We start from the raw sequence: 24,784 nt of genomic DNA on the forward strand, positions 1-24,784 counted from the left end.
TGGAGAGAATCATGAGTGTCTCGAACAAAGAACCACAGGGGCAGGCCAAAGAGTCGTTGCTGCCGTCCCCCCATGACATCGACGCGCTGGTGCGCGCAGAGCATCAGGACCCGTTTTCCATCCTTGGCCCTCACGGCGATGGTGCCGGCGGGCAGTTCATCCGGGCGTACCTGCCCGGCGCCTTGAGCGTGCAAGTACTCGCCCGCGATGGCGGCGAAGTACTGGGCGATTTGCAGCTCAGCGAAACCCCGGGTCTGTTCGTTGGCCATTTCGACCGCGCCCAGGCGTACCTGCTGCGCACCCGCTGGGCCGGCGGTGAGCAGGTGGCCGAAGACCCCTACAGCTTCGGGCCATTGCTGGGGGAGATGGACCTTTACCTGTTTGCCGAGGGCAATCATCGCGACCTCAGTTCCTGCCTGGGGGCGCAATTGACCACTGTCGATGGCGTCGCTGGCGTGCGCTTTGCCGTATGGGCGCCGAATGCGCGGCGGGTCTCGGTGGTGGGCGATTTCAACGTCTGGGACGGGCGACGGCATCCAATGCGCATCCGTTATCCGTCCGGGGTATGGGAGTTGTTCATCCCGCGGATTGGCGCGGGCGAAGGTTACAAATACGAAATTCTCGGTGCCCACGGCATTCTGCCGCTCAAGGCTGATCCGGTGGCCCTGGCCACCCAGATGCCGCCGGACACAGCCTCGAAAGTGGCCGCGCCGTTGAAGATCGAGTGGCAGGACGAGGAGTGGATGCAGCATCGTGCTGAGCGGCATCTGCCCAGTGCGCCGTTATCGATCTATGAGCTGCACGCCGGCTCCTGGCAGTGCGAAATCGACGAGGCGGGGGAGGTTGCCCGGCAATACACCTGGCATGAGATGGCCGAGCGGCTGATTCCCTACGTCAAGGACCTGGGTTTCACCCACATCGAGCTGATGCCGATCATGGAGCATCCGTTCGGGGGGTCCTGGGGTTACCAGCCGCTATCGCAATTTGCCCCGACGGCGCGTTTCGGCTCGCCGGACGATTTCGCGGCGTTCGTCAACGCCTGTCACCAGGCCGACATCGGCGTGATTCTCGATTGGGTGCCTGCGCATTTTCCCACCGATACCCACGGTCTGGCGCAGTTCGACGGCACCGCGCTGTATGAATATGGCAACCCGCTCGAAGGCTTCCACCAGGATTGGGACACCCTGATCTACAACCTGGGGCGCACCGAAGTCCATGGTTTCATGCTCGCTTCGGCCCTGCATTGGCTAAAGCATTTCCACGTCGACGGCCTACGTGTGGATGCCGTTGCGTCGATGTTGTATCGCGATTATTCACGCAAGGCCGGCGAGTGGGTGCCCAATCGCCACGGTGGACGGGAGAACCTGGAAGCCATCGACTTCCTGCGACACCTCAATGACGTGGTGGCGCTGGAAACCCCCGGTGCGTTGGTGATCGCCGAAGAGTCCACCGCCTGGCCCGGCGTCAGCCAGAGCACGCAACAGGGTGGCCTGGGTTTCGCCTACAAGTGGAACATGGGCTGGATGCACGATTCGCTGCATTACATCCAACAGGACCCGGTGTACCGCGCCCATCATCACAACGAACTGAGTTTCGGCCTGATGTACGCGTGGTCCGAGCGTTTTGTTCTGCCGATTTCCCATGACGAAGTGGTGCACGGCAAACGCTCGCTGATTGACAAGATGCCAGGCGATCGCTGGCAGAAATTCGCCAACTTGCGGGCTTATCTGAGTTTCATGTGGGGCCACCCTGGCAAGAAGCTTCTGTTCATGGGCTGCGAGTTTGGCCAATGGCGTGAGTGGAACCACGACCAGCAGTTGGACTGGTATCTGTTGCAATACCCGGAGCACCGTGGGGTGCAGAAGCTGGTGACCGACCTGAACCGTCTCTATCGCGAAGAGCCGGCGCTGCACGATCAGGACGACGCGCCTCAGGGTTTCCAGTGGCTGATTGGTGACGATGCGGTGAACAGCGTCTACGCCTGGTTGCGCTGGAGCAAGGAAGGCCGACCGGTGCTGGTGGTTGCCAACTTCACCCCGGTGCCGCGTGCCGCTTATCGGGTAGGCGTGCCGTTTGCCGGACGCTGGGTGGAGCTGCTCAACAGCGATGCCGACACCTATGCCGGTTCCAACTACGGCAACGGCGGCGGTGCCTTCACCGAAGAAGTGGCCAGCCATGGCCAGGCGCTGTCACTGGAGCTCAATTTGCCGCCATTGGCAGTGTTGATTCTGCGGCCGGAGGGTTAACAGCAGGTCCTGTCACGCAGTAACCCTGTGGGAGCGGGCTTGCTCGCGAAGGCGGCCTGACAGTCACCGTTGATGTGGACTGTCAGACCGCCTTCGCGAGCAAGCCCGCTCCCACAATAATGGACTCACCTACAGAGAATCGGTGATTGTTTAGCGCACCAGGCACGGCTGCTTGTTGTTGAACGTCCAGCCCGGAATCAGATACTGCATTGCAACCGCATCATCCCGCGCGCCAAGTCCCATCCCTTTGTACAGTTCATGAGCCTTGGCCAATTGGTCGGTGTCCAGCTCGATTCCCAGTCCCGGTTTTTTCGGCACCTGTACGCAGCCACCCTGGATCTGCAACGGAGCCTTGGTCAACCGCTGACCATCCTGCCAGATCCAGTGCGTGTCGATCGCCGTGATGTCACCCGGTGCGGCAGCGGCCACGTGGGTGAACATTGCCAGGGAAATGTCGAAGTGGTTGTTGGAATGCGAGCCCCAGGTCAGGCCCCATTCGTTGCACATCTGCGCCACTCGAACGGAACCCTGCATGGTCCAGAAGTGGGGGTCGGCCAGGGGAATGTCCACTGACTGCAGGGTGATGGCATGGCCCATCTCGCGCCAATCGGTGGCGATCATGTTGGTGGCGGTTTTAAGACCGGTGGCGCGACGAAACTCGGCCATCACCTCACGGCCCGAATAACCATTCTCTGCACCGCAAGGGTCTTCGGCATAGGCCAGGACTTTGTGCTGGTCGCGGCACAGGCGGATGGCCTCCTTGAGTGACCAGGCGCCATTCGGGTCCAGGGTGATACGTGCCTGAGGGAAGCGTTCGGCCAGGGCGGTGACGGCTTCGATTTCTTCGTCGCCCTTGAGCACGCCGCCCTTGAGCTTGAAGTCCTGGAAGCCATAACGCGAATGAGCGGCTTCGGCCAGGCGCACCACGGCGTCGGCGTCCAGGGCTTTTTCGTGGCGTACGCGGAACCAGTCGTTGTCGGCGTCCGGCTCGCTGCGGTAGGGCAGGTCAGTCTGCTGGCGATCACCCACATAAAACAGATAACCGAGCATTTTCACTTCATCACGCTGCTGGCCTTCGCCGAGCAGGGCGGCTACCGGTACATCCAGGTGCTGGCCCAGCAGGTCCAGCAACGCCGCTTCCAGGCCGGTGACTGCGTGGATGGTGATGCGCAGGTCGAACGTCTGTAAGCCACGACCACCGGCATCCCGGTCGGCGAAGGCCTGGCGTACGGTGTTGAGAATTTTTTGATAAGTGCCGATGGGGCTGCCGACCACCAGCGAGCGGGCGTCTTCGAGGGTCTGGCGAATGCGCTCGCCGCCAGGCACTTCACCCACGCCGGTGTGGCCGGCGTTGTCTTTGAGAATGACGATGTTGCGGGTAAAGAACGGGCCATGGGCGCCACTGAGATTCAGCAGCATGCCGTCATGACCGGCCACCGGCACGACCTGCATGCTGGTGATGATGGGAGCTTTGGTGGCTTCTTGGGTCTGCATGTTTTTCCCACTCGTTGTTTTTATGCGGGGCATCGCAGAAGGGCGATGTTGATAGACATCATACAACTTGATTTTTTTATCTTACAAGAGAGCCTGGTCGGTTTTTTGGGTGAGTTGGGTTAAGAAAACTCACAATCTCCTTTATTTGCTGGGGGCTTGTAGCAAGGAAAAGAAATATCGGGACGCTCGGTTTAGCACTGGCGGAACTGCTCTCTGACTGAGATGATTGCACTTGTCATACAAGCTTAGGGCCATGGAGTGTTTTCCTCATGACCCGCCTGCTCCGTTTGGAGGACCCACGGCCCATGCAGCCAGACATCGAGGCAACGCCGCGCAAACGCACCCACAACCTGGCCCATGACCTGGTGGCGAAGCTGAGCCAGAGCATTTTGTTGGGGGCAGTTGAAGCCGGGGGAAAAACTGCCGTCGGAAGGTGCCATTGTGCAGGCCCATGGTGTCAGCCGCACGGTGGTGCGTGAGGCGATATCCAAGCTGCAGGCTTCCGGGTTGGTGGAGACTCGCCACGGCATCGGCACCTTTGTGCTGGAACAGACCGGCGAGCCGGGCCTGCGGCTCAATGTCGACACCGCCGCAGGTGTGCGGGGGATCCTGGAACTGCGCCTGGGCCTGGAAACCCAGGCGGCGGCCTTGGCGGCCATGCGCCGCAGCGAACGCCAGCTACAGCAGATGCGCCAGGCCCTGGATGATTACCAGCGGTTGCTCAGCAATAACGACAGTTGTGTCGACGCCGACCGGCGCTTTCATTTGCTCATCGCGGAAGCCACGGACAACACCTGTTTTGTCGAAATCATGCAGCATCTGGGCAGTGCGATGATTCCCCGAACCCGGGTGAACGTGGTCGAACGCGGTCAAGCGGATCTGGGGAAACTGGCGCAGTTGGCTAATCTGGAGCACGAGGCGATTTTCAATGCCATCAAACGCCAGGACCCGGATGCCGCTCGTGCCGCCATGTGGCTGCACCTGACCAACAGCCGCGACCGGTTTGGCGCGGGGGCCTGAAGGCTCATCGTCGCCTGACCTACCGCCATCGCGAGCAGGCTCGCTCCCACAATGGATCGATGGTGTTCTTTGATTTTGTGCTCAAAACCCAATCCCCCTGTGGGAGCGGGCTTGCTCGCGAAGGCGGTGGGTCAGTTGGCAGTGATGTTGAATGTACCGGCCCCTTCGCGAGCAAGCCCGCTTGTATGGTAAGACTTGAAGGGAGGAGGAGGGACAAAGTCCGCTTCTGACTGTTAGCCGCAGTACAGACCGTGGGAGATTTCACCCCTCCTCCTTTCACCCAAGCGCCGATAAAGAATGCATCTGGCCTAGACCGACGATAGGAACAAGCCTGCGCCTCTGGGTGAACCCTTCAAGTGTTCAAACCTTAGCCCGGAGGATTTTCAATGGCAATGCCTGTCCCCATCACTCAGCCGATCGTAGGTGTTGATGTCGCCAAAGACGAGTTGGTGATTTTTCACGCCGAATCAGATCGACTCGAGACGATCCCCAACACTAAAGCGGCGATCAAGAAATGGCTCAAAGCCTTGTCTGCGCCAGTGAATGTCGCCATCGAAGCCACCAATATCTATCACTTGGAGTTCGCCGATCTGGCGCATGGGGCCGATTGCAGGATTTACATGGTCGGTGGTTATGAACTGAGTCATTACCGCAAGGGGGTGAACGTTCGCGCTAAAACCGATGCTTTGGATGCTCAGCTACTGGCCCGTTATTTAAAAAACGAAGGGCAAAATCTGACCCCTTGGACTCCACCATCACCTTTGTACCGTCGGCTTATAAGCCTTTTCCGGCGTCGGGCGGCCGTGGTTCAAGCTCGTGTCAGTCTTAAGCAAAGCTGGGCGAACGAGCCGCTGCTCAAGACCTCGTTCAATAACCAGATCAAGTCCATGCAGAGACTGGAAGCCCTGGTTGAAAAAACAATCCAGACAGAATTGAAGGAAGCCGGGCTGCTGGATCAGCTCAAACGCTGCATGAAAGTCGAAGGCATTGGCCTATTGAGCGGTGCCCGTTTGCTCGCATCCTTCCAGCGCGGAGACTTCAGAAATGCCGATGCCTTCATTGCCTTCCTAGGTTTGGACCTTCGCATATCGGATTCAGGGAAGAAAAAGGGCCGCCGCTGCCTGACCAAGCGAGGTGATCCGGAGGCGCGTAGGCTGATGCACAACGCCGCGATGTCAGCGCGTCGCACAACGGCATGGAAGGGGTTTTATGAAGCCTTGAGAGCCCGAGGGCTCAGCACGACTCAGGCATTGGTGGCACTGGCCCGCAAGCTTGCCCGAGTGGTATTTGCTCTGTTGAAGAACCAGAGCGAATACCAGCCAAAAAGTGTTTAGAGGGCTATTCAGGCACCATAGAATCTCCCACAGTAGATCTGTGGTGGACGCCGCATCTGTGAACACCCAAGAACCACAGTGGATCTGTGGTGAACACCAATCTTGCAACCGCCCGACATCCCTGTGGGAGCGAGCCTGCTCGCGATGGGGGCGGCAAGTCGTGCTCAAAGCCAGCAGGCAAAAAAAACCGGCGCAACCCAGGTTGCGCCGGTCGTGTTGCCAGTGAATGTGCGGATGTTCGTGGGTCCGCGCATTCACTGTCGGGCTCTTTACCGCTTACGCTCGTTCCAGCGCCAGGGCCACGCCCTGTCCGCCGCCGATGCACAGCGTCGCGAGGCCTTTCTTGGCGTCGCGCTTGATCATTTCGTGGAGCAGTGACACCAGCACACGGCAACCCGAAGCACCAATCGGGTGGCCCAGGGCGATGGCGCCGCCATTGACGTTGACCTTCTCCATGTCCCATTTCAGCTCTCTGGCCACGGCCAGTGACTGGGCGGCGAAGGCTTCGTTGGCTTCGATCAGATCCAGTTGATCCAAAGACCACCTGGCCTTGTCCAGGCAGCGACGGGTGGCCGACACCGGGCCGATGCCCATGATTGCCGGGTCTACCCCCGCATTGGCATAGGCGCTGATTTTCGCCAGTACCGGCAAGCCCAGTGCCTTGGCTTTTTCCGCGCTCATCAGCAGCACGGCGGCGGCGCCATCGTTCAGCGACGAGGCATTGCCGGCGGTCACGCTGCCGTCCTTCTTGAACGCCGGCTTGAGCTTGCCCAGGGATTCGGCGGTGGTGCCGGCCCGGGGTTGTTCGTCGGTGGCAAAGGCCACGGGATCGCCTTTGCGCTGGGGAATCAGGATCGGCGTAATCTCATCGGCAAACCGGCCACTTTCAATCGCCGCCACGGCCTTCTGCTGGGAAGCGGCGGCAAAGGCGTCCTGCTCTTGGCGGCTGATGTCGTACTTGTCCACCAGGTTCTCGGCGGTGATGCCCATGTGGTAATCATTGAACGCATCCCACAAACCATCGGTGATCATGCTGTCGATCATCTGCGCGTGGCCCATGCGCAGGCCAGTGCGGGCAGCCGGCAGCACGTACGGGGCCAGGCTCATGTTTTCCATGCCGCCGGCGATGATCACCTCGGCATCGCCACAGCGGATCGCCTGGGCGCCCAGGTGCAGGGCCTTGAGCCCCGAGCCGCAGACCTTGTTCAGGGTCAGTGCCGGCACCGCATGGGGCAGGCCAGCGAGGATCGACGCCTGGCGGGCCGGGTTCTGTCCGCTGCCAGCGGTCAACACCTGGCCAAGGATCACCTCATCGACCTGCTCACCCGAAAGCCCCGTCTGTTCCAGCAACCGACGAATCACCGCGGCACCGAGTTGCGGTGCGGGAATGGAGGCCAACGACCCCTGGAAACTGCCAATGGCAGTACGGGTAGCGGCGACAATCACGACTTCTTGCATCGAATCTCTCCTCACTGGGCAGCGAACTGCATTTCAGGCACATGGTCCGGCACGATCAGTTTGCCGGCAGTCTTGGCGACGATTTCCTCGACGCTGACGCCTGGGGCACGTTCTTTGAGAATGAAGGCGCCGTCCTGGATTTCCAGGTAGGCCAGGTCAGTCAGCACGCGCTTGATACAGCCGGCACCGGTCAGCGGCAGGCTGCACCGGGGCAGCAGTTTCGACTCACCGTCCTTGGACGCATGCGTCATGGTGACGATGATGTTCTCGGCACCGGCCACCAGGTCCATCGCGCCGCCCATGCCCTTGACCAGCTTGCCAGGGATCATCCACGAGGCAATATTACCTTCCACGTCTACCTCGAAGGCGCCCAGCACGGTCAGGTCGATGTGCCCGCCACGGATCATGGCAAAGGATTCGGCCGAAGAGAAGATCGAGGCGCCAATGCGCGCGGTAACGGTCTGCTTGCCGGCGTTGATCATGTCGGCATCAACCTCGGCTTCGGTGGGGAACGCGCCCATGCCGAGCAGGCCGTTTTCCGACTGCAGCATGACTTCCATGCCTTCGGGGATGTAGTTGGCGACCAGGGTCGGAATGCCGATGCCCAGGTTCACGTAATAGCCGTCCTGCATTTCGCGGGCGACGCGTTGAGCCATTTGTTCGCGGGAAAGTGCCATGTTGTTATTCCTTCATTCGGGCTGGGGGCGGGGTCACTTGCGCACAGTGCGCTGTTCGATACGCTTTTCGAACGTGCCGCAAATGATCCGGTCGACGTAGATGCCTGGGGTATGGATCTGTGTCGGGTCCAGCTCGCCGGGTTCGACGATTTCTTCGACTTCCACCACAGTGATCTTGCCGGCCGTGGCCGCCAACGGGTTGAAGTTCTGGGCGGTGTGGCGATAGACCACGTTGCCGAAATGGTCGGCTTTCCAGCCTTTGACGATGGCGAAGTCGCCTGTAATGGATTCTTCCATCAGGTACTGGCGGCCATGGAATTCACGCACTTCCTTGCCTTCTGCCACTGGCGTGCCGACCCCTGTGGCGGTGAAGAACGCCGGGATGCCCGCGCCGCCGGCGCGCATTTTTTCCGCGAGGGTGCCTTGGGGGGTAAGCACGACTTCGATTTCGCCGCTTAGCAGTTGCTTCTCGAAAAGAGCGTTTTCGCCGACGTAAGACGCGACGACCTTGCGGATCTGCCGATCTTCCAGCAATACACCCAGGCCGAAGCCGTCGACACCGCAGTTATTGGAAACCACGGTGAGGTCACGGATGCCCTTGCGCTTGATCTCGGCGATCAGATTCTCCGGGATGCCGCAGAGGCCGAAGCCACCGGCAATCACCGTCATGCCGTCTTGCAAGCCTTCCAGCGCTTCTTCGTAGCTACTCACACGTTTGTCGAAACCTGCCATAGACACCTCTTTTATTCTTGATGGGGTCGCAATGAAATGCAGTGTTGCGCCAAGTCATATATTTGTTAAGTTGATTTTTAGGTTGGATTGATTGATAAAACTCACTAATGGCCGATATCCGTTTACGGCTTGAAACTGACCGCTTGCCGCCGGGAGTGCAGCGACCCATGACTCTCAAGCAAATCCGCGCTTTCCTCGCCGTGGCCCAAAGCCTGAGCTTCGCCGTGGCCTGCGAGCGGCTGCATCTGTCCCAGTCGGCCCTGAGTCTGACTATCAAGGCCTTGGAAGAAGGCTTGGGCGGGCGTCTGTTCAGTCGCAATACCCGTAACGTGGCGCTGACGCCCGAAGGCGAATCGCTGCTGCCCCTGGCCCGGCGCCTGGTTGCCGATTGGGACAATGCCGAGGACGAAATGCGCCAGCGCTTCACCTTGCAGCGCGGCCGTGTCACGTTGGCGGCGATGCCGTCATTTGCCGGCAACCTGCTGCCGCCCATTCTCAAGACCTTCCGCGCCCGTTATCCGAATGTCAACGTCACGGTCAACGATGTGATCAACGAACAGGTGCTGGAAATGGTTCGTGATCGGCACGTCGAACTGGGGGTCGCGTTCGAGCCGATGCAGAGTTCGTCCCTGGCCTTTACCCCGTTGTACTTGGACCGTTTCGTCGCGGTGGTGCCGCTGGATTCGCCACTGGCCCAGCGCAGCGAGATACAGTGGCAGACGTTGCTGGAACAGCCGTTTATCACGCTGCAACGACCTTCCACCGTGCGGGTGATGCTGGAAGAGCATTTGCAAAGCCGAGGCATGAAACTGCCGGTGGAGTTCGAGAGCCATCAGTTGGCGACGGTCGGCCGCATGGTCGCCAGCGGGTTGGGGGTGAGCGCGGTCCCGGCGTTGTGCGTCGGGCAGATGCATGAGCTGGGCGCCCGCTGCATCACCCTCAGCGATCCAGTGATAGAGCGGGCCATCGGTGTGCTGACCAAGCCGGGGCATGAACTGTCGGCGGCGGCGCAGGCGTTGTTCGATACGCTCAGAGATCAGGATATCGGTGCGCAGTTGACCACGAAGTAACCACAATCCCCTGTGGGAGCGGGCTTGCTCGCGAAGGCGGTGGATCAGTCGATATCTGTGTAGCTGACACACTGCTTTCGCGAGCAAGCCCGCTCCCACAGGGGTATTGCATGGTGTCAGATCAATAGTGGCAACAGTTGCTCACACGGCTCTTCAAGCTTCAGATCCAGCAACTCATCGGCCCGTGTCTTGCCTCGGTTGATCGCCAGCAATGGCTTGCCCTGTTCCTTGATCGCCCGGCACAGGCGAAACGCCGACCAGGCCATCAGCGACGAGCCCACCACCAGCAGGCCGTCCGCCTGTTCGACGGCGTGCATGGCGCGAAGGGCGGTGGCCGCGGCGACGTTTTCGCCAAAAAACACCACGTCGGGTTTTAAGCGCTCGCCGTTGCAATGGGGGCAGCGGGGCACCTGGAAGCGCGCCTCGAACGCGGCGTCCAGCAGGGTATCGCCGTCCGGCGCCTGAACCGCGTCAACACCGGCCAGGTACGGATTCTGCGCTTGCATCAACAGCTGGATCTGCTGGCGCTCACTGCGCTGCTCGCAATCCAGGCACAACACCCGATGGAGGCTGCCGTGAAGTTCGATCACGTCTTGGCTGCCAGCCTGGTCATGCAGGGTGTCGACATTCTGGGTGATCAGGCCGCTGATGCGTTGGTGCGTCTGCAACATCGCCAACGCCTCGTGGGCCACGTTCGGCCGGGCCTGACGAACCCGCGGCCAGCCCAGCATCGCCCGTGCCCAGTAGCGCCGTCGCGCCTCGGGTTTGGCGAGAAATTCCTGGTACATCATGGGTTGTCGACCCCGTCGCACACCCTCGCTGTCCCGGTAGTCGGGAATGCCCGACGGGGTGCTGATGCCGGCGCCAGTGAGCACCAGGAAACGGCGCCCGACCATATGCTCCAGCAATTGATCGATCGGTTGACGGTGAAAATCGTCGGGCATAGATGTCGCTCCGCTGGCCTGGAGTCGTTGAGGTTAGCACCATGGTTCGGCGAGAGGGTCGCGGATGCCTTTCGTCGCCCTGCGTTGTTGTTTCGTCAAACTTTCCCCGGTTGCGTGACATCCACCTTTATGTACGGCACTCAACACTGTCGTGCTGCAATGCAGTGTCGACCCTAAGCGCTGAGCGTGACAAACGCGGCCGCTGACGTGCTTGGGTCGCATTTAACGCACCGAGAAGAGGAGGCGTATGAAACAGACCACCGGTGAAGTACGGGCCATCAATCGACAGAGGGCAATGGTCGGTGTGTACGTCGAGCAAGAAGACAACCACACAGTCCTTGAGCTCGGTTCAGCCAATGACATCGATATTGGCGACGTCATGGAGTGGGACTGTGGCAAGGCCTTGGGCACCCAGTCTTATCGCAACCTGACCAAAGGCTGGACCGCCGAGGTCTATGTGGCGAACCATGGCGTTGCGGCGGCGAACCTTGAGGTTCAATTGCTGGTGTGATCCTGACAACTTTAAAACCCGGAACCAGGAGAGCGAATATGAGCGAGTTAAAGTGCGCTTGCCCCGATTGCCAATGCGATGTGAACCCGCAACAGGTGTTCAATCACGATGGCGAGGCCTGTTGCAGTCAAGCCTGCGCCGAGCAACATCCAAACGGTGAACCTTGTCCGGCACCGGATTGCCATTGCGAACGCAGCGGCAAGAATGGCGGGCCAGACGTGAATGGCAATTAACTGGATGACGCGCTGGAGGAAACATTTCCGGCCCGAGATCCCATTTCACCCATATATCAATTCGGATAGCGGCCCGCTAACGATTGGCATCGCTAAAGTTGAGTATTGAACTTTTTATCGGGCGGCATTGTTTGATGGACCGTTGCAACTCGACACCGCAGTCAGAGCGTTGGATTGCATGAGCCGTTCGTCGCCGTTTGCCAGATATGTTTAAAACCTTGTCGACGCCAGGTTTTCCGAATACTACGAGCCAGCGGGTTCGCAAACATCAGCTAACGAGGTGAATGAAATGGCTAACACAGGAAATAAGAATCCTGGCAATTTCGCTAACGATCGTGAAAAGGCATCGCAAGCGGGGAAGAAAGGCGGCCACGCGTCTGGTGGTAACTTCGCGAATAATCCGCAACGAGCATCCGAGGCCGGGCGCAAGGGCGGCCAAGCCTCGGGTGGGAACTTCGCCAATGACCCCGAACGTGCAGCCGCAGCGGGCCGAAAAGGCGGCCAAGCCTCGGGCGGCAATTTTGCCAAAGATCCTGAGCGGGCCTCCGAGGCCGGTCGAAAAGGCGGTCAGGCATCCGGCGGCAATGTTACCAACGAACGTTAGCCAGTTTCCGAAGCGGCTGGAAAAGGCACTGAAAACAGCCAGGATGATGGGCGCAACTCTTAATATCCAATGACCTCGAGGGCCCTATGTTAATAGCATGGGGCCTGGTGGATTTATATATATCGGGGCTCGTGGCGATTAATATTCGCCAGGCGTAAGCGGCCTATAACCTGTTCAGTTTCCGGGCATTTCTGCAAGTGCGCCTTAGTCATTACCGCTCGTCTCGTTTATTAAATAAAAGATAAATTTTAATTGTTTAACTTCTTCAGATTTTCTGTGGGCCTGCCCCGACAGTGTCCCCTTGGCTTGTGTCCTGAACGAGGAGTTTCATCATGTTCTTACATAACAAACGACTGCAGTACACCGTGCGTGTCGCCGAGCCTAACCCAGGGCTGGCTAATCTGTTGCTTGAGCAGTTCGGCGGTGCCCAGGGCGAGTTGGCGGCGGCGTCGCGCTACTTCACCCAGGCCCTGTCCGAGGATGATCCCGGCCGCAAGGATCTATTGATGGACATTGCCACCGAAGAACTCAGCCATCTGGAGGTGATCGGCTCGATCATCGTGATGCTCAATAAAGGGGCCAAGGGCAGAATGGCCGAGGGTGTGGAAAAGGAAGGCCAGTTGTACCGGGACATCAACGGCGCCGGTAACGACTCTCACATCACCAGCCTGCTTTATGGAGCCGGTTCCCCGCTGACCAATTCGGCCGGGGTACCTTGGACAGCTGCTTACGTCGACACCATAGGCGAGCCGACAGCGGATATGCGCTCGAACATCGCCGCCGAAGCACGGGCGAAAATCATCTATGAGCGCCTGATGAACCTCACCGATGATCCTGGGGTAAAGGAAGCGCTGGGCTTTTTGATGACCCGTGAGATCGCTCACCAAATGTCCTTCGAAAAAGCCCTGCACTCGATCCAGCCGAATTTCCCTCAAGGTAAATTGCCCGGCATGCCAGAGTTCACCAACGTGTACTTCAACATGTCCCAAGGCGAGCCTTCGGTGCGTGGCCCATGGAACCAGGGCGAGGCGTGGGAATTCGTCGAGAATCCAACGCCGGCGGTGGATGGCGGTGATGGTTTGGCGAGTGTGCAACTGAGTAAAAAAGACGAAGCACTGCTGAGGGACATGAAGGCGCGCACCCTGTCCAACCCGGAAAGCGACCCCATGACAGGTGCCGACTTGGGTTCAGGGATGCAAGGTGACAAACTGTAGGAAACCGGCGAGGGGGCCTGGCTCCTTCGCCTGAAAATTGCGCTTGATCGTCCCTGTCGTTGCGGGGACGATCAGGCATGACCTGGCACAAACCAGTAAGGATGTTCGATGGACCAGCCCACCTCCCGGATCCGATCGCCCTGGCGTACCTGGCTGGATCCTGTGCAAAACAACCTGCTGCTGGGGGTGAGCTTCTGGCTGGGGCTGGTGGTGGTCGCCGCGTTACTGCTCTACAGCGGTTACAACGCATTGGTAGGGGCCGACCGTCATAATCTGGGGTATGCGGTACTGGGCGGCACCGCCGGTTTTGCCGCCACCGCCCTGGGCGCGTTGATGGCGGTGGTGCTGCGGGATATCTCCTCGCGCACCCAGGACATCATGCTCGGTTTCGCCGCCGGCATGATGCTCGCCGCCAGTTCGTTTTCGCTGATCCTGCCGGGTATCGAAGCGGCACAAAATATCGTTGGCAATCAGTTGCTCGCCGCGTTTGTCGTGGTGCTCGGCCTGGGCCTGGGCGTGGCCCTGATGATCGGCCTTGACCGGTTCGTGCCCCACGAACACGAAGTGAGTGGCCGGCGCGGTCCGCAATCGGAACGCATCAACCGTGTCTGGTTGTTCGTACTCGCCATCACCTTGCACAACTTGCCCGAAGGCATGGCCATCGGCGTGAGTTTTGCCAATGGTGATCTGAGGGTCGGCATGCCCCTGACCACCGCCATTGCGATTCAGGACATCCCCGAAGGACTTGCCATCGCCATGGCGCTGCGGGTCACCGGGATCAGCGCGCTGCGTGCTGCGTTGATCGCGGTGGGCTCGGGACTGATGGAGCCGCTGGGCGCGGTGATCGGGCTGGGCATGTCCTCGGGCGTGGCTGTGGCGTATCCCATCAGCCTGGGGTTGGCGGCGGGGGCCATGATCTTTGTGGTGTCTCACGAAGTGATTCCGGAAACCCACCGCAACGGCCACGAAACGCCCGCCACGCTGGGGTTGATGATGGGGTTTGCGGTGATGATGTTTCTCGACACGGCACTGGGTTAGCAGGCTGTCGAGCACTGGACCCACGAAGGTTTTAGCGAGATCGGAATCGGGCCTGGCGAACGCGTCAGCGCCCGATTTTTTGTGCCCGCAAACAAACCAGCGGCCTGTGATACCGCGCGGCGTCCCGCAGTGAAACTCGTTTGAACTACGCCTCAACCTGCTCCGTCATCTGTACTGAGAGGCACGTAGTCGGGCACCCCCTCGGGGCTTCCCGGTATCGAGTATTCGTCACGGAGGCGATGGACAGACATGACTATCCCGGACAACAACCCCGAGCGAGAAAACGGCACCTCGGGCCCGACCCGGCCCGAGGATCACCTGAACCACATCAAGGAGGACGTAAGCGAGGCCATCGGCAGCGCTCGTGAGCAGGCCGATGCGCAGTTCGGCCAATACCGCGATACGGCGGCGGATCAGATCGATGCACTGGCGCGCGGGGCCAAATCGGCCGTGTCGGAGATTGAGGCCAGCGACACCCTGGGCCTGTCCCACTATTTGGCAGACATGGCCGATTCAATGAGCGGCCTGTCCAGCAAATTACGCCACATGAGCGCCGAGCAATTGCTGCATGACGGTTCTCGACTGGCTCGGGAAAACCCGGGACTGTTCCTGGCCGGCAGCGTAGCGGTGGGTTTCGGTCTGTCGCGGTTTCTGAAGGCCGGCAGCTCGCCTGTCCCGGCCGAAGCAGTCGATCCCGCCGCCGGCCACTCAAGCCCGCCAAGCGGAGGATTTGCCGCCCGTGGACCCTTTGATCCGAACCCTGATCCCATCGGCCCTGGCAGTAACACCGCCAGTGGCCTGGCCACCGGCATTACTCCCGCTTCGCCCAGTACCCAGGACCATCCCAGTGATGCCGCTACCGGCTCGTTGCCCGGTTCGGCCAATACCCGAGGAGAATTGTAATGAACCGACCAGACCCAGATATTCAGCGTCCCGTCGGGACGTCGATGCCCGATAACGATGCTTCGGTGGTGGGGTTGTTGAAGCAATTGACCCATGAAGTCCCCTCGCTCTTTACCAAGGAGCTGGCGCTGGCCAAGGCCGAATTCCAAGCGAGCCTGAACACTTTGAAAGCGGGTATCGCCGGGGTGGCTGGTGGGGCGATCGTGCTTCTGGCCGGTTTTATCATCCTGTTGATGGCGGTGGTCTATGGCTTGAGCACGATCATGCAGCCCTGGCTCGCGGCGTTGATCGTCGGCGGGGTGGTCATGATCATCGGTTTTATCATGGTGCAGTCGGGCAAGAAGCAATTCGAACCCTCCCACTTCAAGCCTGACCGAACGCTCGATGCGCTGAACAAAGACCAGCAAGCCCTGCGGAGGAAAGTCTCATGAAGGATCAATTCACAACCGAATCCCAAAAGAGCCCGGAAACCATCGAGCGCGAGATCGACGAGCAACGGGCCCACATCAGCCATATCGTCGATGCCCTGGGCAGCAAGTTCACGCCGGGACAGATGCTCGACCAGGCGCTGACTCTGGTCAAAGGCAACGGGTCGCAGTTTTTCGGCAACCTGGGCACCACTGTGCGCAATAACCCGGTGCCCACCGTGCTGACCACGGTGGGGTTGTGCTGGCTGATGCTCGGACAGAACCATCCTCCACGTGTTGGCTATCGCGTCGGCCCGGACCAGGATGCCAGCGGCTGGAGCGAAGGGCTTGCCGGTGGCCTGGACAGCGCCAAGGAGCATCTGCACAGCACCACGGATTCGTTGCGCGACGGGTTTCATCATCTCAAGGACAAGGCTTCGCATCTGGCCGACGGTTTGGGTGCCAGCGCCAGTCATGCCCGAAGCAAAGCTCATGAGACGGGTGAGCGCATGGCCCATGGCTCGCAGGACCTGGGTGATCAATTCAGCCGTCTGCTCAAGGAACAACCGTTGATGATGGCGGCGGCGGGAATTGCTCTGGGTGCCATGCTCGGCGCCGCGCTGCCCAGTACCGCCACTGAACAGCGGGTGATGGGCAAGACCAGCGCCGATCTGGCCGACAAGGCCAGGCAAGCGGCCCGCGAGGGCTATGCAACGGTGCGCGATAGCGTGAGCAAAACGACCGAGCATCGTGACGAAGCCTCACCGCGTGCTCAGGCGCGTTCCGCTACGGACCTGTCTGACGGGCTGGGCACTTCATAAAGTGAACCAGGATACCTGGCGCAGGGTTGCCAACGCCTGTGCCGGGTTGCTGTCGAGTCTGACCGTGGCCAAAGTCCCATGACCGGCCGGCGCGGTGCACACGTCGTCCCTGGACGGGGCGGCGGCTGATTGGCAGTTCGAGCAATTCCCGCGGTTTTGAACTGCCATCGCGAGCAAACCCGCTCCCACAGTGGTTTTGTGTATTCCCTCTAAGCCCCTGTTTCTCGCGACCTATACTCAACCCGTGGATGACTTGACCCTGGGATGGCGCAATCGTGCTGCGTACACTGATGCTGGCCGTTTTGTTGGTTCTGGCGGGGTGCGCCACGTCGCCGCGCGAGCAGCAGGTCGCCACCGTGGCGGTTTCCCAGGACACCTGGCGGCAGGTTGACCGGCAGATCGTCGCCGCGTCGAAAAGCGCTATTGAACAGGCCGGGCTCTACGCCCGCGGCTCGATGGAGCATTGGCGGCGGCTGGTATACGAACGGACCGAGATTCAATTCATCCCCTGGTTCAGCAGCTACTGGACCCAGGAATGGCTGGCGGTGAAGGTCAGTTGGTATGCCGCCAGTGCCGAAGGCGAAGAGGACGCCGCAGCCAGGCGCTTGGCGATATATCTGCAAGAGCAATACCGCGAGCAGGTGCTGGCACCCGTCGCGGTGGAGATCGACCCGGAGGCGATCAGGGCCAACGCGACGGGTTATTACGTGCGGCTGCTCAATCAACAGGTTCAAGCGATAGCACAACGGCATCGAATCCCGCCGGAGCTGATGAGCCGGCGTTTGCACGGCATTCCTGCCATCAGCTTGGGTCCGCCAGCGGCGCGTAACGCCTCGCTGTATGAGATGGCGCATACCGAGCCGCTCAATACACTGCCGGCCTACGCCGCGCTGATCGATCACGTCAACAAGGCCGCCATCACAGGTTCAGGGCCATCGGATGCGGTGATCGCCACGGTGGCAGAACGCACCAGTGAAAAGATCGAAGCGCAATTCGCCACGCGAGGTGCGGCCGGGGCGGCGGCAGCCGTGGCCGGGAAAGCGGCGGGGGCGTTGATTTCAGTTGGCGTGGCGGGGATTCGCGCGATCATTCATGAGGGCGAGCGTCCGGAAATGGAAACGCAGATCCGCAAGAGCCTGAGCGCCGCGTTCGACGAAGCCTGGTTCCAGTCGCTCAAACATCCCCTCAGCGGAGTGATGGCACCGGTGTACTACCTGGCGGAGGAAATCGAAGGCAGCCTGGTGGCGGCGGACCTGGCCAATCGGGCGGTGGAGTTGCCAGTCATCAAGCCGTGACGGGCGGCTCATTCTGCCCCGAGGGTGACGCGGCAACCCTTGCGATGGCGGATCTGTTCGTCCGAGGGGCGTTCCTTGATGAATTCGAAGCGCGGCTCACCTTCGCTGTAAATCACCAGCCAGCCCCATTCCAGTTCATTTTCATCCTGCCCGGGCTTGGGGGGCGAGGCCCACCAGGGTTCTTTCTGCATGATCTGACGCATCGATGTCTCCTGCCGATTGATCCCTTCAACTATAGACCGCTCGATTTGATGACAAGCGCCCGTGAAATCTCATGAATTGTGTGGGGGCAAGGCTTGCCCGCGAAGCAGGCAATTCGGTTCGAGATAGACCGCGTTACCTTCATCGCGAGCAAGCTTTGCTCCCACAGATCCTCTGGCAACAGACATGCTGGGCTATTGAGTGTGCTCTGATCGCCCCCATCAGCGTCTAGCGTCTGTATCCCCGCACTCGAACGGGGAATGACCGGACCCATGCGCACATGCAAGCATTGTTGAACGAGATCCTCGATGCGGTTCGCCCCCTGATAGGTCAGGGCAAGGTGGCCGACTACATTCCAGCCCTGGGCACCGTTGCGGCCAATCAGTTGGGCATCGCCGTCTACGGCAACGACGGCGAGATGTATTGCTCAGGCGACGCTGAAACGCCGTTTTCGGTGCAGAGTATTTCCAAGGTTTTCAGCCTGGCGCAGGCCATTGGCCATTCCGGCGAGGCAATCTGGGAGCGATTGGGCCATGAGCCGTCCGGCCAGCCCTTCAATTCTTTGGTGCAACTGGAGTTCGAACGCGGTCGGCCGCGCAACCCGTTCATCAACGCCGGTGCCTTGGTGATCTGCGACATCAACCAGTCGCGTTTCGCCGCACCAGCTCTTTCGATGCGCGATTTCGTACGACGCCTGTCGGGCAATCCGCAGGTCATGGTGGACGGCAAGGTCGCTGAGTCGGAATACCAGCACCGCGCCCGCAATGCGGCGATGGCCTACCTGATGCAGTCCTTCGGTAATTTTCATAACGATGTGGAAGCGGTGCTGCGCAGCTATTTCAGTCACTGCGCATTGCGTATGAGCTGCATCGACCTGGCCCGGGCATTTTGCTTTCTGGCCAACGACGGGTTCTGCAAACACAGCGGCGAACAGATCTTGAGTGCCCGCCAGACCCAGCAGGTCAATTCCATCATGGCCACCAGTGGGCTGTACGATGAGGCCGGCAATTTTGCCTATCGCGTTGGCCTGCCGGGCAAGAGCGGGGTGGGCGGCGGGATTGTTGCCGTGGTGCCGGGGCGTTTCACGGTGTGCGTCTGGTCGCCGGAACTCAACGTTGCCGGCAATTCCCTGGCGGGCATGGCGGCGCTGGAATTGCTCAGCCAACGGATCGGCTGGTCAGTGTTTTAACGCCCAAACAAAGGGCCCGTTCCAATCAGGAACGGGCCCTTGGTTTTAAGCGCGATCAGCAGAGGCGGTCGATGACCCGAACCTCGGAGGTATTGTGCATCGACTGCCACGCCTGGGTCAGCGTTTGCAACACGGGCCCCATGAAGTCTTTGTCGGCTGCGGCCTTCTTGCCTACGTAGCCCTGGCCGCGACGATACATCTTCAGCCGGGCACACAGGTCTTGCCGGTTCTTCTCGAATTCGTCTTCCTGGGTGAACGGCGACAGGCAGTCCATATGGACCTGGCCATTCTTGCTGATCCACAGGATGTGGCTGTCCAGGGTGTCTTTGTGCGCTGCGAACATGCGAGCCAGTTCATCAATAGATGGTTGATTATTCAGATTCATGTGTAAGCCCCTTGACCATTTGGTTGATCTGTCTGGTGGTTCGCAAAACTTCGCTTCTTTCGGTAAGTGCCTGCCCAGTGCTGTATGGCTAGCACCGAAACCAGGCCGTCAGCGCTCGTCCGTCGTACTTCGACGGGGTCGTGCATCGGTTGTGTAGTGTTATCGAAGGGCTGCTACGCAAATGCGTTACAACGAAGAGAAACAGCGAAAAACCTTCAGGCATTGTCAACTTTGAGGGTCGACCACGCGCGTCATGAGGATTGATCGCCGACGTTTCTCGTCCTTGTCACCGGACGGTCATGCCAGGTCAGCACCTTCAATCTGCCTTGTGGGCAGTCCCTTATCCAAAAAACAGCTCGGCGGTCAGACGAGCTTGCTCAAGCATTTACCTGTACTCCCGATCGGGGAGACGTCCGCATCATGCAAGGCCAAATCGGAGGCGTCAACGGTTTTGTAGTGAATATTTTTAAGCACTACATATTGTCGGACAAAATGGTTTGGGTATGAAAAATTGGCGAAAGGGTGCGTAGGGCGGTCGTTGTGGCGAGGGGATCTGTGGGAGCAAGGCTTGCCCGCGATTGAGGTGACGCGGTCTACCTGAAACCGAGTCGCTTGCATCGCGGGCAAGCCTTGCTCCCACAGGGGCATGCTCGACAGGACAGTGTTGCTCCCACAGTGGGCATGTTCGACAGGACTGTGTGAGCCCGTGCTCAGGTGGCCTTGGGCGTTTTGCGAGGTGCGCCCTTGGCCTTGCGCTTGGCCGGCTTGCGTTTGTTTTTCCATGGGGTGGCCCCACGGCCGGCAGGGCTGGCCGGGCCGTTGATGGTCAGGTTCATGCCCTGGCAGCGAGCGATGTGTTTGCTCATCCAGGCGGCCTGGCGGGTCACGAATTCTTCCAGGCTCATTTCACCGCTTTGCACCATGTCCAGCGCCTGCTCCCAGATGGCGGTGGTGCCTGGATCGGCGATGGCACGGGGCACCGCATCAATCAGGCTGAAGGCCGCCGGTGTGGCGGACAAGGCCTTGCCGTTTTTCACCAGATAACCGCGCTCGAGCAGGCCCTGGATGATCGAGGCCCGGGTCGCTTCGGTGCCGATGCCGGTGGTGTCCTTGAGCTTTTGCTTGAGCAGCGGGTCCTCCACCAGCCGGGCAACGTTCTTCATCGCCTTGATCAGGTCGCCCTCGGTGAACGGCTTGGGGGGCTGCGTCCACAGGTCCTTGGGTTTCACCTCGTCGACGGTGCAGTCGCGACCTTCGACCAAGGCCGGCAAGGTTTGTGGTGCCGGTGCTTCACGGCCTCGTGCCGGGGCCAGCGCTTCGGGCAGGGCGCGTTTCCAGCCGGGTTCGACGATCTGCTTGCCCACGGCCCGCAGTGCCTGGGCGGCGCAGTCGAAGTCGGCCTGGGTCCGGTCGTATTCGTGGTTGGGCAGGAACTGCGCCAGGTATCGCGCCCGTATCAGCGTATAGACGGCCCGCTGCTTGCCGGCGAGCTTGTCGAGGTTCTTCGCCGCCGCGGTGGGGATGATGCCGTGGTGGGCGCTGACCTTGGCGTCGTTCCAGGCCCGGGATTTGCGCTGCGGCTGCAAGTGCTCGCGCAGTGGCGCAAGACCCGGGTCGGCTTGGGCGAGGGCGGCGAGGATGGCCGCAGCTTCGCTGTGCTGGCTCAAAGGCAGGAAACCGCAATCGCTGCGCGGATAGGTGATGAGCTTGTAGGTCTCGTACAGCGACTGGGCAATGTCCAGGGTTTCCTGGGCACCGAGGCCGAGTTTCTTCGAGCAGACTTCCTGCAGGGTACCCAGGTCAAACGGCAACGGCGCCGCTTCGCGCAGGCGCTCGGTACGCACTTTCATCACCCGGGCGGTAGCAGCGTTGCTCATGGCCAGGGCAGCGTCGCGGGCCAGGGCCTGGTTCAGGCAACGCTCCTGGTCGTCGCAGGCATCCGGGTCGGCGCGCCACTGGGCAGTGAAGACGGTGCCGTCGTGGCGCAGTTGCACGTCGATGGCCCAGTAGGCGACCGGCACGAAATCCGCGATGCTGCGGTCACGATCCACCACCAGTCGCAGGGTGGGTGTCTGCACGCGGCCTACCGGCAGCACGCCCTGATAACCGGACTGGCGCCCGAGCAGAGTGAACAGGCGGCTCATGTTCATGCCGATCAGCCAGTCGGCCCGGGAGCGGCCGAGAGCCGAATGGTAGAGGTTGAAGGTTTCGGCGCCCGGCTTGAGTGCGGCCAGGGCCTTGCGGATCGACGCTTCGTCCAGGGCTGACAGCCACAGCCGCTGGATCGGCCCGCGATAGCGGCAATGCTCCACCAGTTCACGGGCGATCATTTCGCCTTCACGGTCGGCGTCGGTGGCGATGACCAGCGACTTGGCTTCCCCCAACAGGCGCTTGACCGCCTTGTACTGGCCCGCGGTTTTCGGTTTGACGGTCATTTTCCACTGCGTCGGCACGATAGGCAGGTCTGCCAGTACCCAGCGCTTGTAGCGGGCATCGTAGGCGTCCGGCGGGGCGGTTTCCAGCAGATGGCCGATGCACCAGGTGACTGTGACGTTCGCGCCCAGCCAGCAACCGTCACCGCGCCGCGTGGCACCGAGCACGGCAGCGATGTCCTTGGCCTGGGACGGTTTTTCACACAGGTACAGCTGCATAGCGCCCTTTTCCTAAGCAGATTTCATGGGGCTGTAGCATGGTCATGGATGGGCATCGGAGCAAGTTTTATCTGTATGGATATACAGATAAAACGTTGCGGTGCGTTGCTCCAGGGCGGTTATCGCAACGTTTGGCGGTGTATTTGCACGCAGAATGAATTTCTCGCAAGGGCATCGCTCATAACTTGCAGAGCGGTTGAAACCGCAAAGAACGTTTATGGGGTCAAGGAGAGTCACTTTCATGAATTCGATGCCAAAGGGCAACGGACAGGCGACCGCGCGTTTGATTCTTGTCGTAGAAGATGATCAGACGATTCTGGAGTTTCTGTGCGAAATCCTGCAGGACGAGGGCTTTGCCGTGGAGCCCCGGGAAAGCGCCGACGCGGCGTTGGAGTTCCTTGAGCTGAGCGCTGACGATGTGGACTTGTTACTCACCGATATCACCATGCCGGGCAAGCTGGACGGCGCGGACCTGGCCAATTTGACCGGTGAGCGGTGGCCGCAGATACCCTTGTTGATCATGTCCGGTTTTGAAACCCCGGAGAGCGCCGGGATCAAGCACCACGCCTCGTTCATCGCCAAGCCCTGGGCGCTGGGGCAGATGTTGGATCTGGTGGAGAGCACGGTGAAAAATCATTCTGTGCATTGATGGGCGTATCCCGGGCCTTATGGCGAGGGAGCAAGCTCCCTCGCCATAAGGAAGTAGCTCTTCAGTTTTTATCCAGGTCCACATTCCGGGTTTCCCGCAGGCAAATCATGCCCACCACCAGGCTCACCCCGGTGATCACCACCGGATACCACAGCCCGTAGAAAATGTCCCCGGTGTAAACCACCAGGGCAAACGACACGGTGGGCAGGAAACCGCCGAACCAGCCGTTGCCGATGTGGTAGGGCAGGGACATGGAGGTGTAGCGGATGCGGGTCGGAAACAGTTCGACCATCAGTGCCGCCAGTGGCCCGTAGCACATGGCTGAAATGATGATCAGCGCCACGATCAGCGCCACGATCATCGGCCGGTTGATCTGCTGGGCATCGGCCTGTTGCGGGTAGCCCGCCAGGGTCACTGCGCCGCGCAGGGCGGCTTCGTCGTAGCCTTCAAGCTTCACATCTCCGACGCTGACCTGCACATCACTGCCGGCCGGCGCCGCGACACTGCTGTAGGGCAGGCCTTGCTTGACCAGGAAGGTCTTGACCTTGTCGCATGGGCTATCGAAGCGCGCCTTGCCCACCGGGTCGAACTGGAAGGTGCATGTGGCCGGATCGGCGATCACAGTGATCGGCGCCTGACGGCTCGCCAGGTCGATGGCCGGGTTGGCGTAGTGGGCCAGTGTCTTGAAGATCGGAAAGTACAATGCCGTTGCCAGCAACAGGCCAATCATCAGCACCGGTTTGCGCCCGACTTTGTCCGACAGCCAGCCAAAAAAGATGAAGAACGGGGCGCCGATGACCACGCTGACGATCAGCAGGCTGTTGGCCAGGGCCGGATCCATCTTCAGGAACTGGGTGAGGAAAAACAGCACGTAGAACTGCGCGGCGTAGAAGGTCACCGCTTGCCCGGCGTTGATGCTGAACAGGGCGATCAGCACCACCTTGAGGTTTTCCCACTTACCAAAGGATTCGCGGATCGGCGCCTTGCAGCACTTGCCTTCTTCTTTCATTTTCAAGAAGGACGGCGATTCGTGCAGGCTCAGGCGAATCCAGGTGGAGATGCCCAGCAACACGATCGACAGCAGAAACGGAATGCGCCAGCCCCAGACTTCGAACTGATCGCCCGTGAAATAACGACAGCCCAGTACCACCAGCAGCGAGAGCAGCAGCCCGAGGGTGGCAGTGGACTGAATCCAGCTGGTGTGGAAGCCGCGCTTGCCCATCGGCGCGTGTTCGGCGACGTAGGTGGCGGCGCCGCCGTACTCACCACCCAGGGCCAGGCCCTGAAGCATGCGCAGCACCACCAGGATGATGGGCGCGGCAATGCCGATGCTGGCGTAGTTGGGCAACAGGCCGACGCAGAACGTCGCCAGGCCCATGAGCACGATGGTGGCCAGGAAGGTGTATTTGCGTCCGATCATGTCTCCCAGCCGTCCGAACACCAGTGCGCCGAAAGGCCGCACGATAAAGCCGGCGGCGAATGCCATCAGGGCGAAGATGAATGCCGTGGTGTCGTTGACCCCGGCAAAGAACTGCTTGCTGATCACCGCCGCCAGGGCGCCATAGAGGAAAAAGTCGTACCACTCGAACACCGTCCCCAAGGACGAGGCGAAGATGACTTTCTGGGTTTCCTGGCTGGTGCCGGCGCTGCGCGTGGCTTCCAGGGACTGAACATGTTCAGACATTTGGGTATCCCTCACAGTGATTGT

23 protein-coding genes and 1 pseudogene are annotated in these 24,784 nt (G+C 60.3%); 15 read left to right on the plus strand and 9 right to left on the minus strand.

Annotation, left to right across the window (positions count from 1 at the left end):
• Window positions 1-11 precede the first annotated feature (11 nt).
• The gene (glgB, locus tag PSH57_RS10100) at window positions 12-2,246 is read left to right on the plus strand and encodes a 1,4-alpha-glucan branching protein GlgB (RefSeq protein WP_305389283.1); all 2,235 of its coding nucleotides are present in this window, start codon (window positions 12-14) and stop codon (window positions 2,244-2,246) included.
• A gap of 150 nt (window positions 2,247-2,396) precedes the next feature.
• Here the strand turns inward: glgB and gudD are convergent, their stop codons facing one another.
• Complete coding sequence (gene gudD / locus PSH57_RS10105) at window positions 2,397-3,740, minus strand: glucarate dehydratase (RefSeq protein ID WP_047227776.1); 1,344 nt, start codon at window positions 3,738-3,740, stop codon at window positions 2,397-2,399.
• Between the two features lie 305 nt (window positions 3,741-4,045).
• Here gudD and PSH57_RS10110 point away from each other — a divergent pair.
• Together PSH57_RS10110 and PSH57_RS10115 are read left to right on the plus strand one after the other, a co-directional pair.
• A pseudogene (locus PSH57_RS10110) lies at window positions 4,046-4,760 on the plus strand (FadR/GntR family transcriptional regulator).
• A gap of 386 nt (window positions 4,761-5,146) precedes the next feature.
• Entirely contained in the window at window positions 5,147-6,094 is a 948-nt protein-coding gene (locus PSH57_RS10115; RefSeq protein WP_305386537.1) for an IS110 family RNA-guided transposase, read from the plus strand.
• 276 nt (window positions 6,095-6,370) lie between these two features.
• Here the strand turns inward: PSH57_RS10115 and PSH57_RS10120 are convergent, their stop codons facing one another.
• From PSH57_RS10120 to PSH57_RS10130, 3 genes are read right to left on the minus strand one after another with little or no spacing between them, the layout of a single operon-like run.
• Window positions 6,371-7,552 (minus strand): acetyl-CoA C-acetyltransferase, encoded by a 1,182-nt coding sequence (locus tag PSH57_RS10120; protein ID WP_305389284.1) that lies wholly within the window; start codon window positions 7,550-7,552, stop codon window positions 6,371-6,373.
• A gap of 11 nt (window positions 7,553-7,563) precedes the next feature.
• Complete coding sequence (locus PSH57_RS10125; RefSeq protein ID WP_003180355.1) at window positions 7,564-8,229, minus strand: CoA transferase subunit B; 666 nt, start codon at window positions 8,227-8,229, stop codon at window positions 7,564-7,566.
• Window positions 8,230-8,262: 33 nt separating this feature from the next.
• A complete protein-coding gene (locus tag PSH57_RS10130) occupies window positions 8,263-8,961 on the minus strand; it encodes a CoA transferase subunit A (protein WP_047227779.1) in 699 nt (232 codons plus the stop codon).
• A gap of 167 nt (window positions 8,962-9,128) precedes the next feature.
• Between PSH57_RS10130 and PSH57_RS10135 the strand changes: the two genes are divergently transcribed.
• A complete protein-coding gene (locus tag PSH57_RS10135; RefSeq protein ID WP_305389287.1) occupies window positions 9,129-10,031 on the plus strand; it encodes a LysR family transcriptional regulator in 903 nt (300 codons plus the stop codon).
• Between the two features lie 116 nt (window positions 10,032-10,147).
• Here PSH57_RS10135 and PSH57_RS10140 read toward each other — a convergent pair whose 3' ends face one another.
• Window positions 10,148-10,975 (minus strand): NAD-dependent protein deacetylase, encoded by an 828-nt coding sequence (locus PSH57_RS10140; RefSeq protein WP_305416516.1) that lies wholly within the window; start codon window positions 10,973-10,975, stop codon window positions 10,148-10,150.
• 247 nt (window positions 10,976-11,222) lie between these two features.
• Between PSH57_RS10140 and PSH57_RS10145 the strand changes: the two genes are divergently transcribed.
• The 9 genes from PSH57_RS10145 to PSH57_RS10185 all read left to right on the plus strand — a co-directional run bounded on the left by PSH57_RS10145 (window position 11,223) and on the right by PSH57_RS10185 (window position 18,001).
• Complete coding sequence (locus tag PSH57_RS10145) at window positions 11,223-11,486, plus strand: hypothetical protein (RefSeq protein ID WP_305416517.1); 264 nt, start codon at window positions 11,223-11,225, stop codon at window positions 11,484-11,486.
• 38 nt (window positions 11,487-11,524) lie between these two features.
• Window positions 11,525-11,719, plus strand: a complete 195-nt coding sequence (locus PSH57_RS10150; RefSeq protein WP_305389289.1) for a metallothionein — start codon at window positions 11,525-11,527, stop codon at window positions 11,717-11,719.
• 289 nt (window positions 11,720-12,008) lie between these two features.
• Window positions 12,009-12,323, plus strand: a complete 315-nt coding sequence (locus PSH57_RS10155) for a con-10 family general stress protein (RefSeq protein WP_305389290.1) — start codon at window positions 12,009-12,011, stop codon at window positions 12,321-12,323.
• Window positions 12,324-12,655: 332 nt separating this feature from the next.
• Entirely contained in the window at window positions 12,656-13,537 is an 882-nt protein-coding gene (locus tag PSH57_RS10160) for a manganese catalase family protein (protein ID WP_305389291.1), read from the plus strand.
• A gap of 108 nt (window positions 13,538-13,645) precedes the next feature.
• On the plus strand, window positions 13,646-14,575 hold the full coding sequence (locus tag PSH57_RS10165) for a ZIP family metal transporter (protein WP_305389292.1): 930 nt from the start codon (window positions 13,646-13,648) through the stop codon (window positions 14,573-14,575).
• A 249-nt stretch (window positions 14,576-14,824) separates the two neighbouring features.
• Window positions 14,825-15,478, plus strand: a complete 654-nt coding sequence (locus PSH57_RS10170) for a hypothetical protein (protein WP_305389294.1) — start codon at window positions 14,825-14,827, stop codon at window positions 15,476-15,478.
• A complete protein-coding gene (locus PSH57_RS10175) occupies window positions 15,478-15,909 on the plus strand; it encodes a phage holin family protein (protein ID WP_305389295.1) in 432 nt (143 codons plus the stop codon). The genes PSH57_RS10170 and PSH57_RS10175 overlap by 1 nt, the downstream gene beginning before the upstream one ends.
• Window positions 15,906-16,706: a DUF3618 domain-containing protein gene (locus tag PSH57_RS10180; RefSeq protein ID WP_305416520.1), complete on the plus strand. Its 801-nt coding sequence runs from the start codon at window positions 15,906-15,908 to the stop codon at window positions 16,704-16,706. Before PSH57_RS10175 ends, PSH57_RS10180 begins: the two co-directional genes overlap by 4 nt.
• Before the next feature lie 275 nt (window positions 16,707-16,981).
• The gene (locus PSH57_RS10185) at window positions 16,982-18,001 is read left to right on the plus strand and encodes a hypothetical protein (protein WP_305389299.1); all 1,020 of its coding nucleotides are present in this window, start codon (window positions 16,982-16,984) and stop codon (window positions 17,999-18,001) included.
• 8 nt (window positions 18,002-18,009) lie between these two features.
• Here PSH57_RS10185 and PSH57_RS10190 read toward each other — a convergent pair whose 3' ends face one another.
• Complete coding sequence (locus tag PSH57_RS10190; protein WP_256230778.1) at window positions 18,010-18,204, minus strand: hypothetical protein; 195 nt, start codon at window positions 18,202-18,204, stop codon at window positions 18,010-18,012.
• Window positions 18,205-18,482: 278 nt separating this feature from the next.
• Between PSH57_RS10190 and glsB the strand changes: the two genes are divergently transcribed.
• Window positions 18,483-19,391 (plus strand): glutaminase B, encoded by a 909-nt coding sequence (gene glsB / locus PSH57_RS10195; protein WP_305389300.1) that lies wholly within the window; start codon window positions 18,483-18,485, stop codon window positions 19,389-19,391.
• Between the two features lie 55 nt (window positions 19,392-19,446).
• On the opposite strand, the gene PSH57_RS10200 is transcribed toward glsB, so the two are convergent.
• Together PSH57_RS10200 and PSH57_RS10205 are read right to left on the minus strand one after the other, a co-directional pair.
• Entirely contained in the window at window positions 19,447-19,776 is a 330-nt protein-coding gene (locus PSH57_RS10200; RefSeq protein WP_305444875.1) for a hypothetical protein, read from the minus strand.
• A gap of 710 nt (window positions 19,777-20,486) precedes the next feature.
• Window positions 20,487-22,427, minus strand: a complete 1,941-nt coding sequence (locus PSH57_RS10205) for a DNA topoisomerase III (RefSeq protein WP_305416522.1) — start codon at window positions 22,425-22,427, stop codon at window positions 20,487-20,489.
• Window positions 22,428-22,668: 241 nt separating this feature from the next.
• On the opposite strand from PSH57_RS10205, the gene PSH57_RS10210 reads away from it, so the two are divergent.
• Window positions 22,669-23,076 (plus strand): response regulator, encoded by a 408-nt coding sequence (locus tag PSH57_RS10210; RefSeq protein WP_305389302.1) that lies wholly within the window; start codon window positions 22,669-22,671, stop codon window positions 23,074-23,076.
• A gap of 61 nt (window positions 23,077-23,137) precedes the next feature.
• Here PSH57_RS10210 and PSH57_RS10215 read toward each other — a convergent pair whose 3' ends face one another.
• On the minus strand, window positions 23,138-24,760 hold the full coding sequence (locus PSH57_RS10215) for an MFS transporter (protein ID WP_305416524.1): 1,623 nt from the start codon (window positions 24,758-24,760) through the stop codon (window positions 23,138-23,140).
• Window positions 24,761-24,784 lie beyond the last annotated feature (24 nt).

This window comes from Pseudomonas hefeiensis, from assembly GCF_030687835.1.
GTDB lineage: Bacteria > Pseudomonadota > Gammaproteobacteria > Pseudomonadales > Pseudomonadaceae > Aquipseudomonas > Aquipseudomonas hefeiensis.

Coding starts and splice junctions, on each gene's coding strand:
- PSH57_RS10205 (WP_305416522.1), bottom strand. CDS start 22,427: ATGCAGCTGTACCTGTGTGAAAAACCGTCCCAGGCCAAGGACATCGCT.
- PSH57_RS10115 (WP_305386537.1), top strand. CDS start 5,147: ATGGCAATGCCTGTCCCCATCACTCAGCCGATCGTAGGTGTTGATGTC.
- PSH57_RS10140 (WP_305416516.1), bottom strand. CDS start 10,975: ATGCCCGACGATTTTCACCGTCAACCGATCGATCAATTGCTGGAGCAT.
- PSH57_RS10150 (WP_305389289.1), top strand. CDS start 11,525: ATGAGCGAGTTAAAGTGCGCTTGCCCCGATTGCCAATGCGATGTGAAC.
- PSH57_RS10135 (WP_305389287.1), top strand. CDS start 9,129: ATGACTCTCAAGCAAATCCGCGCTTTCCTCGCCGTGGCCCAAAGCCTG.
- PSH57_RS10145 (WP_305416517.1), top strand. CDS start 11,223: ATGAAACAGACCACCGGTGAAGTACGGGCCATCAATCGACAGAGGGCA.
- glsB (WP_305389300.1), top strand. CDS start 18,483: ATGCAAGCATTGTTGAACGAGATCCTCGATGCGGTTCGCCCCCTGATA.
- PSH57_RS10180 (WP_305416520.1), top strand. CDS start 15,906: ATGAAGGATCAATTCACAACCGAATCCCAAAAGAGCCCGGAAACCATC.
- PSH57_RS10210 (WP_305389302.1), top strand. CDS start 22,669: ATGAATTCGATGCCAAAGGGCAACGGACAGGCGACCGCGCGTTTGATT.
- PSH57_RS10170 (WP_305389294.1), top strand. CDS start 14,825: ATGACTATCCCGGACAACAACCCCGAGCGAGAAAACGGCACCTCGGGC.
- gudD (WP_047227776.1), bottom strand. CDS start 3,740: ATGCAGACCCAAGAAGCCACCAAAGCTCCCATCATCACCAGCATGCAG.
- PSH57_RS10130 (WP_047227779.1), bottom strand. CDS start 8,961: ATGGCAGGTTTCGACAAACGTGTGAGTAGCTACGAAGAAGCGCTGGAA.
- PSH57_RS10200 (WP_305444875.1), bottom strand. CDS start 19,776: ATGAATCTGAATAATCAACCATCTATTGATGAACTGGCTCGCATGTTC.
- PSH57_RS10160 (WP_305389291.1), top strand. CDS start 12,656: ATGTTCTTACATAACAAACGACTGCAGTACACCGTGCGTGTCGCCGAG.
- PSH57_RS10120 (WP_305389284.1), bottom strand. CDS start 7,552: ATGCAAGAAGTCGTGATTGTCGCCGCTACCCGTACTGCCATTGGCAGT.
- PSH57_RS10190 (WP_256230778.1), bottom strand. CDS start 18,204: ATGCGTCAGATCATGCAGAAAGAACCCTGGTGGGCCTCGCCCCCCAAG.
- PSH57_RS10175 (WP_305389295.1), top strand. CDS start 15,478: ATGAACCGACCAGACCCAGATATTCAGCGTCCCGTCGGGACGTCGATG.
- PSH57_RS10125 (WP_003180355.1), bottom strand. CDS start 8,229: ATGGCACTTTCCCGCGAACAAATGGCTCAACGCGTCGCCCGCGAAATG.
- PSH57_RS10215 (WP_305416524.1), bottom strand. CDS start 24,760: ATGTCTGAACATGTTCAGTCCCTGGAAGCCACGCGCAGCGCCGGCACC.
- PSH57_RS10155 (WP_305389290.1), top strand. CDS start 12,009: ATGGCTAACACAGGAAATAAGAATCCTGGCAATTTCGCTAACGATCGT.
- PSH57_RS10165 (WP_305389292.1), top strand. CDS start 13,646: ATGGACCAGCCCACCTCCCGGATCCGATCGCCCTGGCGTACCTGGCTG.
- glgB (WP_305389283.1), top strand. CDS start 12: ATGAGTGTCTCGAACAAAGAACCACAGGGGCAGGCCAAAGAGTCGTTG.